The 20,041-nt window shown below is 66.1% G+C and carries 23 protein-coding genes; all 23 read right to left on the reverse strand.

Annotated features, from left to right (window positions below):
* Position 1 precedes the first annotated feature (1 nt).
* Complete coding sequence (rplF, locus tag ACGFJ2_RS41310; RefSeq protein ID WP_225293938.1) at positions 2–544, reverse strand: 50S ribosomal protein L6; 543 nt, start codon at positions 542–544, stop codon at positions 2–4.
* Positions 545–560: 16 nt separating this feature from the next.
* Positions 561–959, reverse strand: a complete 399-nt coding sequence (gene rpsH / locus ACGFJ2_RS41315) for a 30S ribosomal protein S8 (protein WP_192789898.1) — start codon at positions 957–959, stop codon at positions 561–563.
* 168 nt (positions 960–1,127) lie between these two features.
* Complete coding sequence (locus tag ACGFJ2_RS41320) at positions 1,128–1,313, reverse strand: type Z 30S ribosomal protein S14 (RefSeq protein WP_090769707.1); 186 nt, start codon at positions 1,311–1,313, stop codon at positions 1,128–1,130.
* Between the two features lie 2 nt (positions 1,314–1,315).
* The gene (gene rplE / locus ACGFJ2_RS41325; RefSeq protein WP_225293940.1) at positions 1,316–1,891 is read right to left on the reverse strand and encodes a 50S ribosomal protein L5; all 576 of its coding nucleotides are present in this window, start codon (positions 1,889–1,891) and stop codon (positions 1,316–1,318) included.
* Positions 1,891–2,193 (reverse strand): 50S ribosomal protein L24, encoded by a 303-nt coding sequence (rplX, locus tag ACGFJ2_RS41330; RefSeq protein ID WP_225293984.1) that lies wholly within the window; start codon positions 2,191–2,193, stop codon positions 1,891–1,893. Before rplX ends, rplE begins: the two co-directional genes overlap by 1 nt.
* Before the next feature lie 8 nt (positions 2,194–2,201).
* Positions 2,202–2,573: a 50S ribosomal protein L14 gene (rplN, locus tag ACGFJ2_RS41335; protein ID WP_225293942.1), complete on the reverse strand. Its 372-nt coding sequence runs from the start codon at positions 2,571–2,573 to the stop codon at positions 2,202–2,204.
* A gap of 191 nt (positions 2,574–2,764) precedes the next feature.
* Positions 2,765–3,061 carry a 30S ribosomal protein S17 gene (rpsQ, locus tag ACGFJ2_RS41340; protein WP_219539595.1) on the reverse strand — a complete coding sequence of 99 codons (297 nt, stop codon included), beginning with the start codon at positions 3,059–3,061 and terminating at the stop codon, positions 2,765–2,767.
* A complete protein-coding gene (gene rpmC, locus ACGFJ2_RS41345) occupies positions 3,054–3,290 on the reverse strand; it encodes a 50S ribosomal protein L29 (protein WP_214633180.1) in 237 nt (78 codons plus the stop codon). The genes rpsQ and rpmC overlap by 8 nt, the downstream gene beginning before the upstream one ends.
* Complete coding sequence (gene rplP, locus ACGFJ2_RS41350; RefSeq protein WP_219539596.1) at positions 3,290–3,709, reverse strand: 50S ribosomal protein L16; 420 nt, start codon at positions 3,707–3,709, stop codon at positions 3,290–3,292. The genes rpmC and rplP overlap by 1 nt, the downstream gene beginning before the upstream one ends.
* A 2-nt stretch (positions 3,710–3,711) precedes the next feature.
* Positions 3,712–4,566, reverse strand: a complete 855-nt coding sequence (rpsC, locus tag ACGFJ2_RS41355; protein WP_393477843.1) for a 30S ribosomal protein S3 — start codon at positions 4,564–4,566, stop codon at positions 3,712–3,714.
* Positions 4,566–4,919, reverse strand: coding sequence for a 50S ribosomal protein L22 (gene rplV, locus ACGFJ2_RS41360; RefSeq protein WP_219539598.1), 354 nt, complete (start codon positions 4,917–4,919; stop codon positions 4,566–4,568). The genes rpsC and rplV overlap by 1 nt, the downstream gene beginning before the upstream one ends.
* A gap of 32 nt (positions 4,920–4,951) precedes the next feature.
* The gene (gene rpsS / locus ACGFJ2_RS41365; protein WP_225293946.1) at positions 4,952–5,230 is read right to left on the reverse strand and encodes a 30S ribosomal protein S19; all 279 of its coding nucleotides are present in this window, start codon (positions 5,228–5,230) and stop codon (positions 4,952–4,954) included.
* A gap of 11 nt (positions 5,231–5,241) precedes the next feature.
* Positions 5,242–6,078 carry a 50S ribosomal protein L2 gene (gene rplB, locus ACGFJ2_RS41370; RefSeq protein ID WP_225293948.1) on the reverse strand — a complete coding sequence of 279 codons (837 nt, stop codon included), beginning with the start codon at positions 6,076–6,078 and terminating at the stop codon, positions 5,242–5,244.
* 104 nt (positions 6,079–6,182) lie between these two features.
* Complete coding sequence (gene rplW, locus ACGFJ2_RS41375; RefSeq protein WP_221519391.1) at positions 6,183–6,485, reverse strand: 50S ribosomal protein L23; 303 nt, start codon at positions 6,483–6,485, stop codon at positions 6,183–6,185.
* The gene (gene rplD / locus ACGFJ2_RS41380) at positions 6,485–7,147 is read right to left on the reverse strand and encodes a 50S ribosomal protein L4 (RefSeq protein ID WP_357948166.1); all 663 of its coding nucleotides are present in this window, start codon (positions 7,145–7,147) and stop codon (positions 6,485–6,487) included. The genes rplW and rplD overlap by 1 nt, the downstream gene beginning before the upstream one ends.
* Positions 7,144–7,797: a 50S ribosomal protein L3 gene (rplC, locus tag ACGFJ2_RS41385; RefSeq protein ID WP_225293952.1), complete on the reverse strand. Its 654-nt coding sequence runs from the start codon at positions 7,795–7,797 to the stop codon at positions 7,144–7,146. The genes rplD and rplC overlap by 4 nt, the downstream gene beginning before the upstream one ends.
* A gap of 14 nt (positions 7,798–7,811) precedes the next feature.
* The gene (gene rpsJ, locus ACGFJ2_RS41390; RefSeq protein WP_012887830.1) at positions 7,812–8,120 is read right to left on the reverse strand and encodes a 30S ribosomal protein S10; all 309 of its coding nucleotides are present in this window, start codon (positions 8,118–8,120) and stop codon (positions 7,812–7,814) included.
* Between the two features lie 271 nt (positions 8,121–8,391).
* Complete coding sequence (gene tuf, locus ACGFJ2_RS41395) at positions 8,392–9,585, reverse strand: elongation factor Tu (protein ID WP_225293953.1); 1,194 nt, start codon at positions 9,583–9,585, stop codon at positions 8,392–8,394.
* A gap of 150 nt (positions 9,586–9,735) precedes the next feature.
* On the reverse strand, positions 9,736–11,835 hold the full coding sequence (fusA, locus tag ACGFJ2_RS41400) for an elongation factor G (protein WP_357948162.1): 2,100 nt from the start codon (positions 11,833–11,835) through the stop codon (positions 9,736–9,738).
* 39 nt (positions 11,836–11,874) lie between these two features.
* Entirely contained in the window at positions 11,875–12,345 is a 471-nt protein-coding gene (rpsG, locus tag ACGFJ2_RS41405; protein WP_138670613.1) for a 30S ribosomal protein S7, read from the reverse strand.
* Between the two features lie 2 nt (positions 12,346–12,347).
* On the reverse strand, positions 12,348–12,722 hold the full coding sequence (gene rpsL / locus ACGFJ2_RS41410; protein ID WP_214633169.1) for a 30S ribosomal protein S12: 375 nt from the start codon (positions 12,720–12,722) through the stop codon (positions 12,348–12,350).
* Between the two features lie 651 nt (positions 12,723–13,373).
* Entirely contained in the window at positions 13,374–17,249 is a 3,876-nt protein-coding gene (locus ACGFJ2_RS41415) for a DNA-directed RNA polymerase subunit beta' (protein WP_357948159.1), read from the reverse strand.
* A 17-nt stretch (positions 17,250–17,266) separates the two neighbouring features.
* The coding region (gene rpoB / locus ACGFJ2_RS41420) for a DNA-directed RNA polymerase subunit beta (protein WP_393477849.1) at positions 17,267–20,041 on the reverse strand (2,775 nt) is incomplete at its 5' end.

Raw genomic sequence — 20,041 nt, forward strand, 5'->3', positions numbered from 1 at the left:
CCTACTTACCAGCCTTTCCGACCTTGCGGCGGATCTGTTCGCCCTGGTAACGCACGCCCTTGCCCTTGTACGGGTCAGGCTTGCGCAACTTGCGGATGTTGGCCGCGACCTCGCCGACCTTCTGCTTGTCGATGCCGTCCACGTGGAACAGGGTCGGCTTCTCGACGCGGAAGGTGACGCCCTCAGGGGCGTCGACGATGACCGGGTGACTGAAGCCCAGTGCGAACTCCAGCTGCGTCGGGCCCTTGGCCTGAACGCGGTAACCGACGCCGACGATCTCCAAGGTCTTGGAGTAGCCCTGCGTGACGCCCTGCACCATGTTGGCGATCAGCGTCCGCGACAGGCCGTGCAGCGCACGGACCTTGTTCTCGTCGTTGGGCCGGGTGACGGCGATGGCGCCGTCGTCATCGCGACCCACCGTGATGGGGTCCGCGACTGTATGAGAAAGCGTGCCCTTCGGGCCCTTGACCTGGACATCCTGGCCGCTGATCGCGATGTCAACGCCGCTCGGCACAGGGATGGGCAGCCGTCCGATTCTCGACATGCTGTGTTCCTCCCCTCTACCAGACGTAGGCGAGGACTTCCCCGCCCACACCACGCTTGCCGGCCTGCTTGTCGGTCATGAGACCGGCGGACGTCGAGATGATCGCGACACCCAGCCCTCCCAGAACGCGAGGCAGGTTGTCCTTCTTCGCATACACCCGCAGACCGGGCTTCGACACCCGGCGCAGACCCGCGAGCGACCGCTCACGGGTAGGCCCGAACTTGAGCTCCACCACGAGGTTCTTGCCAACCTTGGCGTCTTCGACGGTCCAAGCCTGGATGTAACCCTCCTGCTGGAGGATCTCGGCGATGTGCGCCTTGATCTTCGAATACGGCATGGTCACGCTGTCGTGATACGCCGAGTTCGCATTACGCAGACGCGTCAGCATGTCTGCGATCGGGTCGGTCATCGTCATGGCCAGTGGCCTTCCTCGCCGCGGTTTCCAGTCGGTGAAGCGGAGCTCTACCGGTGGACCTTCGGCGCGGTCATGGGTGCTCTCTGGGAGAGCACCCGGTTTGACAGTTCTACATATGTACGGCGAGCAGCCCCCACGGGGGCGACACGTGGCCGCCCCCTAGGGTAACTACCAGCTGGACTTGGTGATGCCGGGCAGCTCGCCCCGGTGCGCCATCTCACGGAAGCACACGCGGCAGAGCCCGAACTTGCGGTAGACGGCGCGGGGCCGGCCACAACGCGTGCAGCGGGTGTACGCCCGGACTTCGAACTTCTGCTTACGCCCTGCCTTGGCGATCAGCGACTTCTTCGCCATGATCAGGCCTCCTTGAAGGGGAACCCGAGGAGCTTCAGCAGCGCCCGGCCCTGGTCGTCGGTCTTCGCGGTGGTCACGACCGTGATGTCCATGCCCCGCGGCCGGTCGACCTTGTCCTGGTCGACCTCGTGGAACATGACCTGCTCGGTCAGACCGAACGTGTAGTTGCCGTTGCCGTCGAACTGCTTGGGCGACAGGCCACGGAAGTCCCTGATGCGGGGCAGCGCCAGCGACAGCAGCCTGTCGAGGAACTCCCACATCCGGTCGCCGCGGAGCGTGACGTGCGCGCCGATCGGCATGCCCTCGCGCAGCTTGAACTGGGCGATGGACTTGCGCGCCCGGACGACGGCCGGCTTCTGGCCGGTGATCACGGTGAGGTCGCGCACAGCGCCCTCGATGAGCTTCGAGTCGCGAGCCGCCTCGCCGACACCCATGTTGACCTTGATCTTCACCAGGCCGGGGATCTGCATGACGTTCTCGATGCCGAAGTCCTCGCGAAGCTTGGCCGCGATCTCCTCGCGGTACTTCGTCTTGAGGCGCGGCGTCGGACGCTCGGTCTCAGTGGTCGTGGCAGTCATCAGCTGTCCTCACCCGTCTCGTCGGCCTTGTCCTCGGCCTTCTTGTCGGCGGGCTTGTCCTCGCGCTTCTCGTCCTTGAGCTTCTTCACGTTGCTCACGTGGATGGGAGCCTCCATGGTCTGCACGCCGCCGGTCTTGGCGCCACGCGGGCCCTGGTGGGTCTCCTTGGTGTGCTTCTTGATCATGTTGACGCCCTCGACCACCACGCGGTCTTCCCGCGGGAGGGTGGCGATGACATGACCCTTGGCACCCTTGTCCTTGCCGGTGATGACCTGGACGAGGTCACCCTTCTTCACATGCAGCTTCGGCATTACAGCACCTCCGGCGCGAGCGAGATGATGCGCATGAACTTCTTGTCGCGCAGCTCACGGCCCACCGGGCCGAAGATACGGGTGCCACGAGGGTCACCGCTGTCCTTGATGATGACGGCGGCGTTCTCGTCGAAGCGGATGTAGGAGCCGTCCGGCCGGCGGCGCTCCTTGGCCGTGCGGACGATGACGGCCTTGACCACGTCGCCCTTCTTGACGCCGGTGCTACCGGGCAGGGCATCCTTGACGGTGGCGACGATGACGTCGCCGATACCGGCGTAGCGTCGGCCCGAGCCACCGAGAACGCGGATGCAAAGAATCTCCTTGGCACCCGTGTTGTCGGCGACCTTGAGCCGCGACTCCTGCTGGATCACTGTTTTCTCCTGATTAGTCGCGCCGGTTCTCGTCGATGCCGAGCCTGGCGGAACCTCTATGGTCTTTTTCCTCCGGCCACAGCCCTGGAGCCGCACCGCAGGCGACGCGAGGCCGGAGCCTCGCGTCCTTGGACACCGTCATGGGGGCTTGGCGGCCCCCACGAGGCGCGTATATCCGAGAAGCCGTTAGGTTACTTGGCCTTCTCGAGGATCTCCACGACCCTCCACCGCTTGGTGGCGGAGAGGGGGCGGGTCTCCATCAGCAGCACGCGGTCGCCGACGCCACAGGCGTTGGCCTCGTCGTGCGCCTTGTACTTGGTCGTACGGCGGATGACCTTGCCGTACAGACGGTGCTTGACCCGGTCCTCGACGGCGACGACGACGGTCTTGTCCATCTTGTCGCTGACGACCAGGCCCTCACGGACCTTGCGGAAGTTCCGCGCGTCGTCGTTCGTCTCGGTGGTCTCTGTGGTCTCGGTCTCAGCCATCGCTCGTCTCCTTCTCGACCGTGATGATGCCAAGCTCGCGCTCGCGCATCACGGTGTAGATACGGGCGATCTCGCGGCGGACGGCGCGCAGCCGCCCGTGGCTCTCCAACTGTCCGGTCGCTGCCTGGAAGCGGAGGTTGAACAGCTCCTCCTTGGCTTCCTTGAGCTTCTGGACCAGGGTGTCCTCGTCCTCGACTCGCAGCTCGCCGGCGGTCAGGCCCTTAGCCATCACGCCTCACCAACTTCACGCTTAACGATCTTGCACTTCATGGGCAGCTTGTGGATCGCGCGAGTGAGTGCCTCGCGGGCAACCGACTCGGCGACACCGGAAAGCTCGAACATGACGCGACCCGGCTTGACGTTGGCGATCCACCACTCGGGCGAACCCTTACCGGAACCCATGCGGGTCTCAGCCGGCTTCTTGGTCAGCGGGCGGTCGGGGTAGATGTTGATCCACACCTTTCCACCACGCTTGATGTGACGGGTCATCGCAATACGAGCCGACTCGATCTGGCGGTTGGTCACGTAGGAGTGCTCAACAGCCTGGATGCCGAACTCGCCGAACACGACCCTGGTGCCACCCTTGGCGGCGCCACTGCGGTCGGGCCGGTGCTGCTTGCGGTGCTTGACCCTGCGCGGGATCAGCATGGTCAGCTCCCTTCAGCACCCGGCTGCGCAGCCGGGCCGGTCTCGGGGGCAGCCTGTGAGGCCGCCTCAGTCCTGGGGGCACGGTCGCCACGACCGCCACCGCGACGGGCGCCACCGGCGCCACCACGGCGCGGACGGTCGCCACCGGCACCGCCGCCACCGCGACGGTCGTCACGCTCGCGACGCTGGCCGGCACGTGCGCCGGCAGCCGCCGCCTCGCGCTCGGCGCGGCTCGTGGGCGCCTCGCCCTTGTAGATCCACACCTTCACGCCGATGCGGCCGAAGGTGGTGCGGGCCTCGTAGAAGCCGTAGTCGATGTCCGCGCGGAGCGTGTGCAGCGGCACGCGGCCCTCGCGGTAGAACTCCGACCTCGACATCTCGGCGCCGCCAAGACGACCGGAGCACTGCACCCGGATGCCCTTGGCGCCGCTCTTCATGGCCGACTGCATCGCCTTGCGCATGGCGCGGCGGAACGAGACACGGCTGGAGAGCTGCTCGGCGACACCCTGCGCGACGAGCTGGGCGTCGATCTCGGGGTTCTTCACCTCGAGGATGTTGAGCTGAACCTGCTTCTTGGTCAGCTTCTCCAGGTCGCCACGGATCCGGTCGGCCTCCGCGCCGCGACGGCCGATGACGATGCCCGGCCGGGCGGTGTGGATGTCGACCTGGACGCGGTCGGTCGTGCGCTCGATCTCCACCTTGGAGATACCGGCCCGCTCCATGCCCTTCTGCAGCATGCGACGGATCGACACGTCCTCGGCGACGTACGACTTGTACAGCTTGTCGGCGTACCACCGGCTCTTGAAGTCGGTCGTGATGCCGAGGCGGAACCCGTGCGGGTTAACCTTCTGGCCCACTATCGGGTCCTTCCCTTCGGCTCGCGGGACTCCACGATCACGGTGATGTGGCTCGTCCGCTTGTTGATCCGATAGGCACGACCCTGGGCACGCGGACGGAACCGCTTCAGCGTCGGGCCCTCGTCGACCCACGCCCGGCTCACGAAGAGCGTCTGGGGGTCGAGATCGAAGTTGTGCTCTGCGTTTGCCATGGCGCTCGAGAGCACCTTGTAGATCGGCTCGCTCGCCGACTGGGGAGCGAACTGCAGCACGGCCTGCGCCTCCGAAGCGGGCAGCCCGCGAATAAGGTCCACCACACGGCGGGCCTTGAGGGGCGTGACGCGGACGAACCGCGCCTGAGCCCTGGCTTCCATCGCTTACTCCTCTTAACTGCTTCTGAAGGCGTTTATCGCCGGCTGCGGCGGTCTTCCTTGACGTGGCTGCGGAAGGTGCGCGTCGGGGCGAACTCTCCCAGCTTGTGGCCGATCATCGACTCGGTGACGAACACCGGGACGTGCTTGCGGCCATCGTGTACGGCGATCGTGTGCCCGAGCATGTCAGGCACGATCATGGAGCGCCGCGACCACGTCTTGATAACGGTCTTGGTGCCCTTCTCGTTCTGGGCGTCCACCTTCTTGGCGAGGTGGCCGTCCACGAAGGGACCCTTCTTAAGGCTACGTGGCATATCGGCTGCTCCTACCGCTTCTTCCTCTTGCTCCGGCGGCGGATGATCAGCCGGTCGCTGGACTTGTTGGCCTGGCGGGTGCGGCCCTCGGGCTTGCCCTTCGGGTTCACCGGGTGGCGACCACCGGAGGTCTTACCCTCACCACCACCGTGCGGGTGGTCAACGGGGTTCATGGCGACACCACGGACGGTCGGGCGCTTGCCCTTCCACCGCATACGGCCGGCCTTGCCCCAGTTGATGTTGGCCTGCTCGGCGTTACCGACCTGACCCACCGACGCCCGGCAGCGCACGTCGACCATGCGCATTTCGCCGGACGGCATACGCAGCGTGGCGTACTGGCCTTCCTTGGCGAGCAGCTGGATCTGAGCGCCCGCGGAGCGGCCGAGCTTGGCGCCGCCGCCCGGACGGAGCTCCACCGCGTGGATGAAGGTACCCGTCGGGATGTTGCGCAGCGGCAGGCAGTTGCCCGGCTTGATGTCGGCCCCGGCGCCGTTCTCGATGCGGTCGCCCTGCTTGAGGCCGGTCGGCGCGATGATGTAGCGCTTCTCGCCGTCGGCGTAGTGCAGCAGAGCGATGTTGGCGGTGCGGTTGGGGTCGTACTCGATGTGAGCGACCTTCGCCGGGATGCCGTCCTTGTCATGCCTACGGAAGTCAATGATCCGGTAGGCGCGCTTGTGACCGCCGCCTTGGTGGCGCGCGGTGACCCGGCCGTGTACGTTGCGGCCGCCCTTGCCATGAAGGGGCGCAAGCAACGACTTCTCGGGCGTGCTGCGGGTGATCTCGGAGAAGTCCGAGACACTCGAGCCGCGGCGACCCGGAGTCGTCGGCTTGTACTTACGGATGCCCATCTTTTTCGTTCATCCTTCGTCGGTTACATGGGTGAGCCCGCCGCACGGACGTGCGACGGTCTCGACCCCTGGCGGGCCGTACGGCCCGCCTACTTCTATGGCTGCTAGCCGATCTGACCGAAGATGTCGATCCGATCGCCCTCGACCAGGCTCACAATCGCGCGCTTGGTGTCGGGACGCTTGCCGAAACCGGTGCGGGTGCGCTTGCGCTTGCCCTGCCGGTTGATCGTGTTCACGCTGGTGACCTTGACCCCGAAGATCTGCTCGACGGCGATCTTGACCTGGGTCTTGTTCGCGGTCTTCTTCACCAGGAACGTGTACTTGTTGTTCTCATCGATCAGGCCGTAGCTCTTCTCAGAGACGACCGGCTTGATGATGACGTCGCGCGGGTCGGCGATCTTCTCCATCAGGCGTCTGCCCCTTCACTCGAATTGGCCGACCCTGCCGACAGCCGCGCCACGACCTGGTCGTACGCCTCCTGGGTGAAGACCACGTCGTCGTGGCAGAGCACGTCGTAGGTGTTGAGCTGCCCGGAGTCCAGCAGGTGGACCTCGGGAGCGTTGCGCAGGCTCAGCCAGGTCAGCTCGTCGGCCTCGTCGACGACGAGGAGGACGGTCCTGGACTGGGTGATCTTACGCAGGGCCTCGAGAGCCGCCTTGGTCTTCGGCGTCTCGCCGGTGACCAGGCCGCTCACCACGTGCACGCGACCGCCGCCGGCCCGGTCCGACAGGGCGCCACGCAGGGCGGCGACCTTCATCTTCTTGGGCGTCCGCTGCGAGTAGTCGCGCGGCACCGGGCCGTGGACGACGCCACCACCGGTGAACTGCGGCGCGCGGGTCGAGCCCTGACGGGCGCGACCGGTGCCCTTCTGGCGGTACGGCTTCTTGCCGCCGCCCCTGACCTCGCCACGGGTCTTGGCCTTGTGGGTGCCCTGCCGGCGAGCGGCGAGCTGGGCCACGACCACCTGGTGGATCAGCGGAATGTTGACCTTGGCACCGAAGATGTCTTCGGGCAGGTCGACGGTGCCGGCCTTGCTACCGCTGGCGTCGAGGACGTCAATGCTGGTCACTTGGCAGCCCCCTTCTTAGCAGCGGTACGGACGAGGACCAGGCTGCCGTTGGCGCCGGGGATCGCACCCTTGATCAGGATGAGACCGTTCTCGACGTCGATGGCGTGAACCTTGAGGCTCTGCACGGTGGTGCGGACGTTACCCATCCGACCAGCCATGCGCAGACCCTTGAATACGCGGCCCGGGGTGGCGCAGCCACCGATGGAACCCGGCGAGCGGTGCTTGCGCTGCGTACCGTGCGACGCGCCCAGACCCTTGAAGCCGTGCCGCTTCATGACACCGGCGAAGCCCTTGCCCTTGCTCTTGCCCGTCACATCGACGAACTGGCCGGCCTCGAAGGTGTCGGCCAGCAGCTCCTGGCCCAGGGTGTAGTCGCTCGCGTCGTCGGTGCGGATCTCCGCGAAGTAACGGCGCGGGGTGATGTCGTGCTTACGCAGGTAGTCGCCGAGCGGCTTGTTGACCTTCCGCGGGTCGACCTGTCCGAAGCCGAGCTGAACGGCGGAATAGCCATCCTTGTCGGCGGTGCGGACCCTGGTCACCACGCACGGACCGGCCTCCACCACGGTCACCGGAACCATCCGGTTGTCCGCGTCGAAGACCTGGGTCATGCCGAGCTTCTTGCCCAGGACGCCCTTGATCGTCTTAGCCATGTCAGTGCGTTCCCTCAGAGCTTGATCGAAATGTCGACGCCCGCGGGGAGGTCGAGCCGCATGAGCGAGTCGACGGTCTTGGGCGTCGGGTCGATGATGTCAATCAGCCGCTTGTGCGTGCGCATCTCAAAGTGCTCGCGGCTGTCCTTGTACTTGTGCGGCGAGCGGATGACGCAGTACACGTTCTTCTCGGTCGGCAGCGGCACCGGGCCCGCGACCTTCGCGCCAGTCCGCGTCACCGTCTCGACGATCTTCTTGGCCGAGCTGTCGATGACCTCGTGGTCATAGGCCTTAAGCCGGATGCGGATCTTTTGTCCCGCCATAGTGGCCTCGGTGTCCTTCGCTGTCGTCTGAAAAAGTATCGTGCGGCCTGTTGCCGCTGTTCGTGCAGGACGAACCCGCACGGCCCCACGTGACAGACGTTGTCGATCTGCCGTTTTCTTCCGTGATCCGGCAGTTACTTCGGTCACTCCGAAGCCACTGCGAGATCACGGCTTTCCCGTGGAGCCTGAGGGCGGAAGCCGTAGGGACTCCTGCCCTCGTGGCGCGGCGGTCGGCCTTCTTCCGAGGGCCGACCGCCGCCCCGCGATCGTACTACTTGATGATCTTGACGACCCGGCCGGCGCCGACGGTGCGGCCACCCTCACGGATCGCGAACTTCAGACCGTCCTCCATGGCGATGGGCTGGATCAGCTCAACGCGCATTTCGGTGTTGTCGCCCGGCATGACCATCTCGGTGCCCTCGGGGAGGTGCACGACACCGGTCACGTCAGTCGTACGGAAGTAGAACTGCGGGCGGTAGTTGTTGAAGAACGGCGTGTGGCGGCCGCCCTCGTCCTTCGACAGGATGTAGACCTGGCCGTCGAACTCGGTGTGCGGGGTGGTCGTGCCCGGCTTGATGATGCACTGGCCGCGCTCGACGTCGTCGCGCTTGATACCACGGAGCAGCAGCGCGGCGTTGTCGCCCGCGTGACCCTCGTCGAGCATCTTGTTGAACATCTCGATGCTGGTGACGGTGGTGGTCGTCTTCTCCGGCTTGATGCCGATGATGTCGACCTGCTCGTTGATCTTGACGACACCGCGCTCGATACGGCCGGTGACGACCGTGCCACGACCGGTGATCGAGAAGACGTCCTCGACCGGCATGAGGAACGGCTTGTCCGTCTCACGGGGCGGCTCGGGCACGTTCTCGTCGACCGCGTTCATCAGCTCGATGATGCTGTCGGCCCACTTCGAGTCGCCCTCGAGAGCCTTGAGCGCGGAGACGCGGACGACCGGCAGGTCGTCGCCGGGGAACTCCTGAGCGGACAGGAGCTCACGAACCTCGAGCTCGACGAGCTCCAGGATCTCCTCGTCGTCGACCATGTCGGCCTTGTTGAGGGCCACGACGATATAGGGGACGCCGACCTGGCGGGCCAGGAGGACGTGCTCCTTCGTCTGCGGCATCGGGCCGTCAGTGGCGGCGACCACGAGGATCGCACCGTCCATCTGCGCGGCACCGGTGATCATGTTCTTCACGTAGTCGGCGTGACCGGGGCAGTCCACGTGGGCGTAGTGGCGCTTCTCGGTCTGGTACTCGACGTGCGCGATGGAGATCGTAATTCCGCGGGCCTTCTCCTCGGGCGCCTTGTCGATCTTGTCGAACGGCGTCGCCTTGTTCAGCTCGGGGAAACGGTCGTGAAGCACCTTGGTGATCGCCGCGGTGAGCGTGGTCTTACCGTGGTCGATGTGCCCAATGGTGCCGATGTTCATGTGCGGCTTGTTCCGCTCGAACTTGGCCTTGCCCACTGGTTCTCTCCTTGAGAATCTGTCTGACTTTCGTCTACACACTCGGGCCCGGGTGATCCCGAACCCCTAGACGGTGGGGCGGCTCGCACCGCCCCACCAGAGGCCGAAGCCCCTTTACGGCTTGGCGAGGCCCAGCCGGGGGTCCCGGGACTATTCGCCCCGGGCCTTCGCGACGATCTCCTTGGCGATGCCCGGGGGCACCTCCGAGTAGGAGTCGAACTGCATGCTGTAGCTCGCGCGCCCCTGCGTCTTGCTACGCAGGTCGCCCACGTAGCCGAACATCTCAGAAAGCGGTACGAGCGCCGAGACGACACGGGCTCCCGCCCGCTCGTCCATCGCCTGGATCTGTCCGCGGCGACCGTTGAGGTCACCGATGACGTCACCCATGTAGTCCTCGGGCGTGGTGACCTCGACGGCCATCATCGGCTCGAGGAGTACAGCATCGGCCTTGCGAGCGGCCTCCTTGAAGGCCATCGAGCCGGCGATCTTGAAGGCCATTTCCGAGGAGTCGACGTCGTGCGCGGCACCGTCGATCAGCGTCACCTTCACGCCCACCATCGGGTAGCCGGCCAGCACGCCGAACTCGGCGGCCTCCTGAGCACCCGCGTCGACCGAGGGGATGTACTCCCTCGGGACACGGCCACCGGTGACCTTGTTCTCGAACTCGTAGCCGTCGTTGCCTTCGCCCAGCGGCTCGAGCTTGATGATGACCCGCGCGAACTGGCCGGACCCACCCGTCTGCTTCTTGTGGGTGTAGTCGACCTTGTCCACCGTGCGGCGGATGGTCTCGCGGTAGGCCACCTGCGGGCGACCGACGTTGGCCTCGACCTTGAACTCGCGACGCATACGGTCGACGAGGATCTCCAGGTGAAGCTCGCCCATGCCCCAGATGACCGTCTGGCCGGTCTCCTCGTCACGACGGACCTGGAAGGACGGGTCCTCCTCGGCCAGCCGCTGGATCGCGGTCGACAGCTTCTCCTGGTCGCCCTTGGTCTTGGGCTCGATCGCGACGTTGATGACCGGAGCCGGGAACGTCATCGACTCGAGCACGACCTGGTTGGCCGGGTCGGACAGGGTGTCGCCGGTCGTGGTGTCCTTGAGACCCATGACGGCGACGATCTGACCGGCGGAGGCCACCGGGCGCTCCTCACGCTTGTTAGCGTGCATCTGGTAGATCTTGCCGATCCGCTCCTTCTTGCCCTTCACCGAGTTCACGACCTGTGAACCCGCCTCGAGCGTGCCGGAGTAGATGCGGATGTAGGTGATCTTGCCCAGGTGCGGGTCGCTCGCGATCTTGAAGGCCAGCGCGGAGAACGGCTCGGCCGGGTCCGCGTGACGTACGACGACCTTGTCCTCGTTGCCGACCGCGTGGCCCTCGAAGGCCGGGATGTCGGTCGGCGCGGGGAGGTAGGCGACCACCGCGTCGAGCAGGGGCTGCACGCCCTTGTTCTTGAACGCGGTGCCGGTGAGAACCGGGTTGATGGCGCTGGACAGCGTCGCGCGGCGGATGGCCGCGACCAGCTGCTCCTCGGTGGGCTCGATGGCCTCGAGGAAGAGCTCCATCATCTCGTCGTCGTTCTCGGCGACGGTCTCGACGAGCTTGTCACGCCACTCGCGAGCTGCCTCGGCGTGGTCGGCCGGGATGTCGACGACGTCGTACATCTCGCCCTTGGCCGCGTCCTCGCTCCAGAGCAGGCCCTTCATCTTCACCAGGTCGATGACGCCGCGGAAGCCGGCCTCGACGCCCCAGGGAAGCTGAATGACCGCGGGAGTCGCGGCAAGACGGGTGACCATCATGTCGACGCAGCGGTGGAACTCCGCGCCGACCCGGTCCATCTTGTTCACGAAGCAGATGCGGGGGACGTTGTAGCGGTCGGCCTGACGCCACACCGTCTCTGACTGCGGCTCGACGCCCGCGACACCGTCGAACACGGTGACCGCACCGTCGAGGACACGAAGGTTGCGCTCGACCTCGATGGTGAAGTCGACGTGGCCCGGGGTGTCGATCAGGTTGATCGTGTGACCGGCCCACTCGCAGGTCGTCGCGGCAGACGTGATCGTGATGCCACGCTCCTGCTCCTGCTCCATCCAGTCCATGGTGGCTGCGCCGTCGTGGACTTCACCGATCTTGTAGTTGATGCCGGTGTAGAACAGGATGCGCTCAGTCGTGGTGGTCTTACCCGCGTCAATATGGGCGATGATCCCGATGTTTCGGACCTTCGCCAGGTCAAGGGCGGTCGTTGCGGCCACTTCTCTCGCGTCCTCGTCGTCTCGTCGAACCCGCCGGGGTTACCAGCGGTAGTGGGCGAAGGCCTTGTTGGACTCGGCCATCTTGTGGGTGTCCTCGCGCTTCTTGACGCTCGCCCCGAGGCCGTTGCTGGCGTCGAGGAGCTCGTTCATGAGGCGCTCGGTCATGGTCTTCTCGCGGCGGGCGCGGGAGTACTGCACCAGCCAGCGCAGGGCCAGGGTCGTGCTGCGCGCGGCGCGCACCTCGACCGGCACCTGGTAGGTCGCGCCACCAACGCGACGGCTGCGGACCTCGAGGGTCGGCTTGACGTTGTCAAGCGCGCGCTTCAGGGTGACGACCGGGTCGTTGCCCGTCTTGTCCCTGCAGCCCTCAAGGGCGCCGTACACGATCGACTGCGCGATGGAACGCTTGCCGTCCAGGAGCACCTTGTTGATCAGAGCGGTGACCAGGGGCGAGCTGTAAACCGGGTCAGACATGAGCTGACGGCGGCCGGGAGAACCCTTGCGAGGCATAGTTAGCTCTTCTCCCTCTTCGCGCCGTACTTGCTGCGAGCCTGCTTGCGGTTGCGGACACCCTGGGTGTCCAGCGAACCGCGAATGATCTTGTAGCGGACACCCGGCAGGTCCTTCACACGACCGCCGCGCACGAGCACGATGGAGTGCTCCTGCAGGTTGTGGCCCACACCCGGGATGTACGCCGTGACCTCGATGCCGTTGGTGAGCCGCACACGGGCCACCTTGCGCAGTGCCGAGTTGGGCTTCTTGGGGGTCGTGGTGTAAACGCGCTGGCATACACCTCGCCGCTGCGGATTCGCCCTTAGGGCAGGAGTCTTGGTCTTGGCGACCTTGTCCTGCCGGCCCTTGCGGACCAACTGCTGAATAGTGGGCACTGCCACTCCGTTTCGTGCCTTGGCCGGTAATACGTCTGTTGTTCATTCGCAGGTTCTGCCGGTGTCATGACCTGCTGGTTTTCCCTGTCTCGGCGCCCCCGCGCTCGGGCGTGTCGCGCACTTCGCACAGACACATCCGAGGGGACTTCGAGCCAGGAAGCCGTCCGGCGCTCCCAAATATGAGCGCACAGCCGAGAGCCCGCTAACGACGGGCACGATGCTCTAGACTACCCAGGCCCACGCGACACGTCAAAGCAGCGCGACAAAGCGGACTCGCTTCTGTCACTACTGCTGGTCGCTGGGCCTCTTCGATGCATGCCCGGCTACTGCTCCGCGCCTATTGTATCCGGCCCGCGGAGTATTTGGTCGCGCTTCACCAGGATGACTCGCGCGGCAGACCACACGGCCATGCGGGCGCTGGATGGACATACTGGGCATCAACCTGGCGAGGTAGCCCCGGCTACCCTCCGACCACCCAGGCGGCCCACAGCGCGCACGTAGCGGCGCCCAGCCCCGTAAACCGGAGGAGCGTGCCCCTGGAGGGAGCCCGGCCCTGTATGGCGGGTGGGGCCCACCGGGCCGGCCGTAACGACAAAACAAAGCACCGCGCCCGGATCACCAAGACCCGGACGCGGTGCTTCGAAGAGCTGACTAGCGGTTGTACTGACCGAAGTCGTACTCCTCCAGCGGAACGGCCTCGCCGCTACCGGTGCCGAAGGTGTAGTCGGCCGCGGAACCGTCGTATCCACCAACGGTGTACATGGCCGCCTTGGCCTCTTCGGTCGGCTCGACCCGGATGTTGCGGTACTGGGGCATGCCCGTACCGGCCGGGATGAGCTTACCGATGATGACGTTCTCCTTCAGGCCCAGGAGCGAGTCGGACTTGGCGTGGATCGCCGCGTCCGTCAGGACCCTGGTCGTCTCCTGGAAGGAGGCCGCCGACAGCCACGACTCGGTGGCGAGCGACGCCTTCGTGATGCCCATGAGCACCGGACGACCGGCGGCCGGAGAGCCGCCCTCCGCCACCGTCTCGCGGTTCATCTGCTCGAAGCGCGGACGCTCGACGAGCTCGCCGGGCAGCAGGTCGGTCTCGCCGGACTCCAGCACGTTCACGCGCTTGAGCATCTGCCGCACGATGATCTCGATGTGCTTGTCGTGGATCGACACACCCTGCGAGCGGTAGACCTGCTGGACCTCCGCCACCAGGTGCAGCTGCACGGCCCGCGGGCCGAGGATGCGCAGCACCTCGTTGGGGTTGACCGCACCGGCGACCAGCTGCTGGCCGACCGTCACGCGCATGCCGTCGGAGACGAGCAGGCGCGAACGCATCGAGACCGGGTAGGCGATCTCCTCCGAGCCGTCGTCCGGAGTGATGACGAGCTTGCGGGACTTGTCGGTCTCGTCGATGCGGACCCTGCCCTCGGCCTCGGAGATCGGGGCGACACCCTTGGGGATGCGCGCCTCGAAGAGCTCCTGGACACGGGGCAGACCGTGGGTGATGTCCGCGCCCGCCACACCACCGGTGTGGAAGGTACGCATCGTCAGCTGCGTGCCCGGCTCACCGATCGACTGGGCGGCGATGATGCCGACCGCCTCGCCGACGTCGACGAGCTTGCCGGTCGCCAGCGAGCGGCCGTAGCAGGTCGCGCAGACGCCGATCTTGGCCTCGCAGACGAGCGCGCTGCGCGTGCGGACGGTCTCGATGCCGGCCTCGACCAGCGCGGTGACGTGGTTGTCGTTGATGTCGACACCCGCCGCCACGATGACCTTGCCGTCGACCTCGACGTCCTCGGCCAGGATGCGGCCGTGCACGTTGGACTCGGCGTTCTCCGCCTTGACCAGGTTGCCCGAGGAGTCCCGCTCGCCGACGTGCAGCGGGACCGCGCGGTCGGTGCCGCAGTCGATCTCACGCACGATGACGTCCTGCGCGACGTCCACCAGACGACGGGTCAGGTAACCCGAGTCGGCGGTACGCAGGGCGGTGTCGGCCAGACCCTTCCGCTGTCCGTGGGTGGAGATGAAGTACTCCAGCACCGACAGGCCCTCGCGGAACGAGGCCTTGATCGGACGCGGGATCGTCTCACCCTTGGTGTTGGACACCAGGCCACGGATGCCGGCGATCTGACGCACCTGCATCTTGTTGCCTCGGGCACCGGAGTTGACCATCATCCAGACCGGGTTGGTCGCCGGGAAGGCGTTGACCATGTCGGTCTCGACGTCGGCCGTGGCGTGCGTCCAGATCTCGATGAGCTCCTGACGGCGCTCCTCGTCGGTGATCAGGCCGCGCTCGTACTCGCGCTGGACCTTGTCGGCCCGGCGCTCGTAGTTCTCCATGATGTCGGCCTTGTTCGGCGGCGCGACGACGTCGTCGATCGAGATCGTGACGCCGGAACGGGTCGCCCAGCGGAAGCCGGCGTCCTTGAGCGCGTCGAGCGAGTTGGCCACGTCGACCTTGGGGTAGGTCTCGGCCAGCTCGTTCACGATCGTGGACAGCTGCTTCTTGCCGACCTGGAAGTTGACGAACGGGTAGCTCGCCGGGAGCGTCTGGTTGAACAGGCACCGGCCGAACGTCGTCTCCAGGCGGATCGGGTCACCCTGCTCCCAGCCCTCCGGCGCGACCCACTCACGGGGCGGCAGGACGTCCTTGAGCCTGATCTGGATCTTCGCCTGAATCTCCAGCTCGTGGCGGTCGAAGGCCATCTGGGCCTCGGCGATCGAGCCGAAGACCCGGCCCTCGCCGTTGGCGCCGTCCTTGTGGGTGGTCAGCCAGTAGAGGCCGATGACCATGTCCTGGGTGGGCATCGTCACGGGCTTGCCGTCGGCCGGCTTGAGGATGTTGTTGGTCGAGAGCATCAGGATGCGTGCCTCGGCCTGGGCCTCAGCCGACAGCGGCAGGTGCACGGCCATCTGGTCGCCGTCGAAGTCCGCGTTGAACGCGGTGCAGACGAGCGGGTGGATCTGGATGGCCTTGCCCTCGACCAGCTGCGGCTCGAACGCCTGGATGCCCAGGCGGTGGAGCGTCGGAGCACGGTTGAGCAGCACGGGGTGCTCGGTGATGACCTCTTCGAGCACGTCCCACACGACCGGACGCGCCCGCTCGACCATCCGCTTGGCCGACTTGATGTTCTGGGCGTGGTTGAGATCGACCAGCCTCTTCATCACGAACGGCTTGAACAGCTCCAGCGCCATCTGCTTGGGCAGACCGCACTGGTGCAGCTTGAGCTGCGGGCCGACGACGATGACCGAACGGCCGGAGTAGTCGACTCGCTTGCCCAGCAGGTTCTGGCGGAAGCGGCCCTGCTTGCCCTTCAGCATGTCGCTGAGGGACTTGAGCGGACGGTTGCCGGGACCGGTGACCGGGCGACCGCGACGGCCGTTGTCGAACAGCGCGTCGACGGCCTCCTGGAGCATCCGCTTCTCGTTGTTCACGATGATCTCGGGGGCACCGAGGTCGAGCAGACGCTTGAGGCGGTTGTTCCGGTTGATGACCCGGCGGTACAGGTCGTTCAGGTCGGAGGTCGCGAACCGGCCACCGTCGAGCTGCACCATCGGGCGCAGGTCCGGCGGGATGACCGGAATGCAGTCGAGCACCATGCCGCGCGGCGAGTTGGTGGTGTTGAGGAACGCCGACACGACCTTGAGCCGCTTGAGCGCGCGGGCCTTCTTCTGGCCCTTGCCGCTGCGGATCGTCTCGCGCAGGTTCTCAGACTCGACGTCGAGGTCGAAGCTGATCAGACGGTCCTGGATCGCCTGCGCGCCCATGCCGCCCTTGAAGTAGCGGCCGAAGCGGTCGCGCATCTCGCGGTAGAGCAGCTCGTCGCCCTCAAGGTCCTGGACCTTGAGGTTCTTGAAGCGGCTCCAGACCTCGTCGAGCCGGTCCAGCTCGCGCTGGGCCCGGTCGCGAAGCTGACGCATCTCGCGCTCGGCGCCCTCACGAACCTTGCGGCGCTGGTCGCCCTTGGCGCCCGCGGCCTCCAGCTCGCCCAGGTCGCCTTCGAGCTTCTTCTGCCTGGCCTCGACGTCGGCGTCACGGCGCTGCTCGATGTGCTGCCGCTCGACGGAGATCTTCGCCTCCAGCGAGGGCAGGTCACGCTCACGCATCTCGGTGTCGACATGCGTGATCATGTACGCCGCGAAGTAGATGACCTTCTCCAGGTCCTTCGGGGCGAGGTCGAGCAGGTAGCCAAGGCGAGACGGGACGCCCTTGAAGTACCAGATGTGCGTGACGGGCGCGGCCAGCTCGATGTGGCCCATCCGCTCACGACGCACCTTGGCGCGAGTCACCTCGACGCCACAGCGCTCACAGATGATGCCCTTGAACCGGACGCGCTTGTACTTGCCGCAGTAGCACTCCCAGTCGCGGGTCGGACCGAAGATCTTCTCGCAGAAGAGCCCGTCCTTTTCCGGCTTGAGGGTGCGGTAGTTGATGGTCTCTGGCTTCTTTACCTCGCCGTGCGACCACTGACGGATGTCGTCGGCCGTCGCGAGGCCGATCCTGAGCTCGTCGAAGAAGTTGACGTCTAGCATTTTGTGCGATCTCCCCCTCAGACTTCTTCCACGCTGCTCGGCTCACGCCGGGACAGATCGATGCCGAGCTCTTCCGCGGCGCGGAAGACGTCCTCGTCGGTGTCGCGCATCTCGATGGACATGCCGTCGCTGGAGAGCACCTCGACGTTCAGGCACAGCGACTGCATTTCCTTGATGAGGACCTTGAAGGACTCGGGAATTCCCGGCTCGGGGATGTTCTCGCCCTTGACGATCGCCTCGTAGACCTTCACGCGGCCCAGGACGTCGTCGGACTTGATCGTCAGCAGCTCCTGGAGCGCGTAGGCGGCGCCGTAGGCCTCCAGAGCCCACACCTCCATCTCACCGAAGCGCTGGCCACCGAACTGGGCCTTACCGCCGAGCGGCTGCTGGGTGATCATGGAGTACGGGCCGGTCGAACGTGCGTGGATCTTGTCGTCGACCAGGTGGAGCAGCTTGAGGATGTAGATGTAGCCGACCGAGATCGGGTACGGGAACGGCTCGCCGGAGCGGCCGTCGAACAGTTTGGCCTTACCGCTCTGCTGGACCATGCGGTCCCCGTCGCGGTTGGCGATGGTGTTGTCGAGCAGCCCGACGATCTCTTCCTCGTGGGCGCCGTCGAAGACCGGGGTGGCCATGTTGGTGCGCGGGGCGACCTTCTCGAAGCCCTTGTCACGTAGCCGTTCGGCCCAGGCCTCCTGGACGCCGGAGATGTCCCAGCCGCGGGCGGCGATCCAGCCCAGGTGGGTCTCCAGCACCTGGCCGACGTTCATCCGGCCGGGCACGCCCAGCGGGTTGAGGATGATGTCGACCGGGGTGCCGTCCTCCAGGAACGGCATGTCCTCCACGGGCAGGATCTTGGAGATGACGCCCTTGTTGCCGTGCCGGCCGGCCAGCTTGTCGCCGTCGGTGATCTTCCGCTTCTGGGCCACATAGACACGGACCAGTTCGTTGACGCCGGGCGGAAGCTCGTCGCCTTCCTCACGGGAGAAGACGCGGACGCCGATGACCTTGCCCTGCTCGCCGTGCGGCACCTTCAGCGAGGTGTCGCGGACTTCGCGGGCCTTCTCACCGAAGATCGCGCGCAGCAGCCGCTCCTCCGGCGTCAGCTCGGTCTCGCCCTTCGGGGTGACCTTGCCGACCAGGATGTCGCCGGGTACGACCTCGGCGCCGATGCGGATGATGCCGCGCTCGTCGAGGTCGGCCAGGACCTCTTCGGAGACGTTCGGGATGTCCCGGGTGATCTCCTCCGGGCCCAGCTTGGTGTCGCGGGCGTCGACCTCGTGCTCCTCGATGTGAATCGAGGACAGGACGTCGTCCTGGACCAGCCGCTGGGACAGGATGATCGCGTCTTCGTAGTTGTGACCCTCCCACGGCATGAACGCCACCAGCAGGTTCTTGCCCAGAGCCATCTCACCGCTGTCGGTGCACGGACCGTCGGCGATGACCTGGTTGACCTCCACCCGGTCGCCCTCGGCCACGATCGGCTTCTGGTTGAACGAAGTGCCCTGGTTGGAACGCTTGAACTTGGCGACACGGTAAGTCGTACGGGTGCCGTCGTCGTTCATCACGGTGACGTAGTCGGCCGAGACCTCCTCGACCACACCCGCCTTCTCGGCGCTGATGACGTCGCCCGCGTCGGTCGCGGCACGGTATTCCATACCGGTGCCGACCAGCGGCGCCTCGCTCTTGAGCAGCGGCACGGACTGCCTCTGCATGTTGGAGCCCATGAGCGCGCGGTTGGCGTCGTCGTGCTCCAGGAACGGGATCATCGCGGTGGCGACCGACACCATCTGGCGCGGCGACACGTCGATGTAGTCGACCTCGTCGGCCCGCGCCAGCTCGGTCTCGCCACCCTTGGTACGGACCAGGACCCGCGCGTCGGCGAACGTGCCGTCAGGGTTGAGGATCGTGTTGGCCTGCGCCTTGACGAAACGGTCTTCCTCATCGGCGGTCAGGTAGTCGATCTGCTCGGTGACCTTGCCGTCGACGACCTTGCGATACGGCGTCTCGACGAAACCGAAGGCGTTGATCCGCCCGTAGGAGGCCAGCGAGCCGATCAGGCCGATGTTCGGGCCTTCCGGCGTCTCGATCGGGCACATCCGGCCGTAGTGCGACGGGTGCACGTCACGAACCTCGAAACCGGCCCGCTCACGCGACAGACCACCAGGACCCAGCGCGGACAGACGCCTCTTGTGCGTCAAGCCGGCCAGCGGGTTGGTCTGGTCCATGAACTGCGACAGCTGCGAGGTGCCGAAGAACTCCTTGATCGACGCCACGACCGGGCGGATGTTGATCAGGGTCTGCGGCGTGATCGCCTCGACGTCCTGGGTCGTCATCCGCTCGCGCACGACGCGCTCCATGCGGGCCAGGCCCAGGCGGACCTGGTTCTGGATGAGCTCGCCGACGCTGCGCAGGCGGCGGTTGCCGAAGTGGTCGATGTCGTCGACCTCGACGATCACGGTGTCGATCGGCGCCTCGGCGGCGGCCGGCATCGACTCCTCGCCGGCGTGCAGCCGGACGATGTACTCGATCGTGGCGACGACGTCCTCTTCGGTCAGCGTCCCCTGGCTGATCTCACTGCCGACCCCGAGCTTCTTGTTGATCTTGTAACGACCGACCTTGGCCAGGTCGTACCGCTTGGGGTTGAAGTACAGGTTCTCCAGCAGGGTCTGCGCCGACTCCTTGGTCGGCGGCTCACCCGGACGCAGCTTGCGGTAGATGTCCAGCAGCGCGTCGTCCTGGCCGGCCGTGTGGTCCTTCTCCAGCGTGGCGCGCATCGACTCGTACTGGCC

It is taken from the genome of Nonomuraea sp. NPDC049028, assembly GCF_043197735.1.
Taxonomy (GTDB): Bacteria; Actinomycetota; Actinomycetes; order Streptosporangiales; family Streptosporangiaceae; genus Nonomuraea.

Excerpts from the sequence above, each read along its gene's own strand:
- rplF (WP_225293938.1), bottom strand. The coding sequence starts at position 544 with ATGTCGAGAATCGGACGGCTGCCCATCCCTGTGCCGAGCGGCGTTGAC.
- rpsH (WP_192789898.1), bottom strand. The coding sequence starts at position 959 with ATGACGATGACCGACCCGATCGCAGACATGCTGACGCGTCTGCGTAAT.
- ACGFJ2_RS41320 (WP_090769707.1), bottom strand. The coding sequence starts at position 1,313 with ATGGCGAAGAAGTCGCTGATCGCCAAGGCAGGGCGTAAGCAGAAGTTC.
- rplE (WP_225293940.1), bottom strand. The coding sequence starts at position 1,891 with ATGACTGCCACGACCACTGAGACCGAGCGTCCGACGCCGCGCCTCAAG.
- rpsQ (WP_219539595.1), bottom strand. The coding sequence starts at position 3,061 with ATGGCTGAGACCGAGACCACAGAGACCACCGAGACGAACGACGACGCG.
- rpmC (WP_214633180.1), bottom strand. The coding sequence starts at position 3,290 with ATGGCTAAGGGCCTGACCGCCGGCGAGCTGCGAGTCGAGGACGAGGAC.
- rplP (WP_219539596.1), bottom strand. The coding sequence starts at position 3,709 with ATGCTGATCCCGCGCAGGGTCAAGCACCGCAAGCAGCACCGGCCCGAC.
- rplV (WP_219539598.1), bottom strand. The coding sequence starts at position 4,919 with ATGGAAGCCAGGGCTCAGGCGCGGTTCGTCCGCGTCACGCCCCTCAAG.
- rpsS (WP_225293946.1), bottom strand. The coding sequence starts at position 5,230 with ATGCCACGTAGCCTTAAGAAGGGTCCCTTCGTGGACGGCCACCTCGCC.
- rplB (WP_225293948.1), bottom strand. The coding sequence starts at position 6,078 with ATGGGCATCCGTAAGTACAAGCCGACGACTCCGGGTCGCCGCGGCTCG.
- rplW (WP_221519391.1), bottom strand. The coding sequence starts at position 6,485 with ATGGAGAAGATCGCCGACCCGCGCGACGTCATCATCAAGCCGGTCGTC.
- rplC (WP_225293952.1), bottom strand. The coding sequence starts at position 7,797 with ATGGCTAAGACGATCAAGGGCGTCCTGGGCAAGAAGCTCGGCATGACC.
- rpsJ (WP_012887830.1), bottom strand. The coding sequence starts at position 8,120 with ATGGCGGGACAAAAGATCCGCATCCGGCTTAAGGCCTATGACCACGAG.
- rpsG (WP_138670613.1), bottom strand. The coding sequence starts at position 12,345 with ATGCCTCGCAAGGGTTCTCCCGGCCGCCGTCAGCTCATGTCTGACCCG.
- ACGFJ2_RS41415 (WP_357948159.1), bottom strand. The coding sequence starts at position 17,249 with ATGCTAGACGTCAACTTCTTCGACGAGCTCAGGATCGGCCTCGCGACG.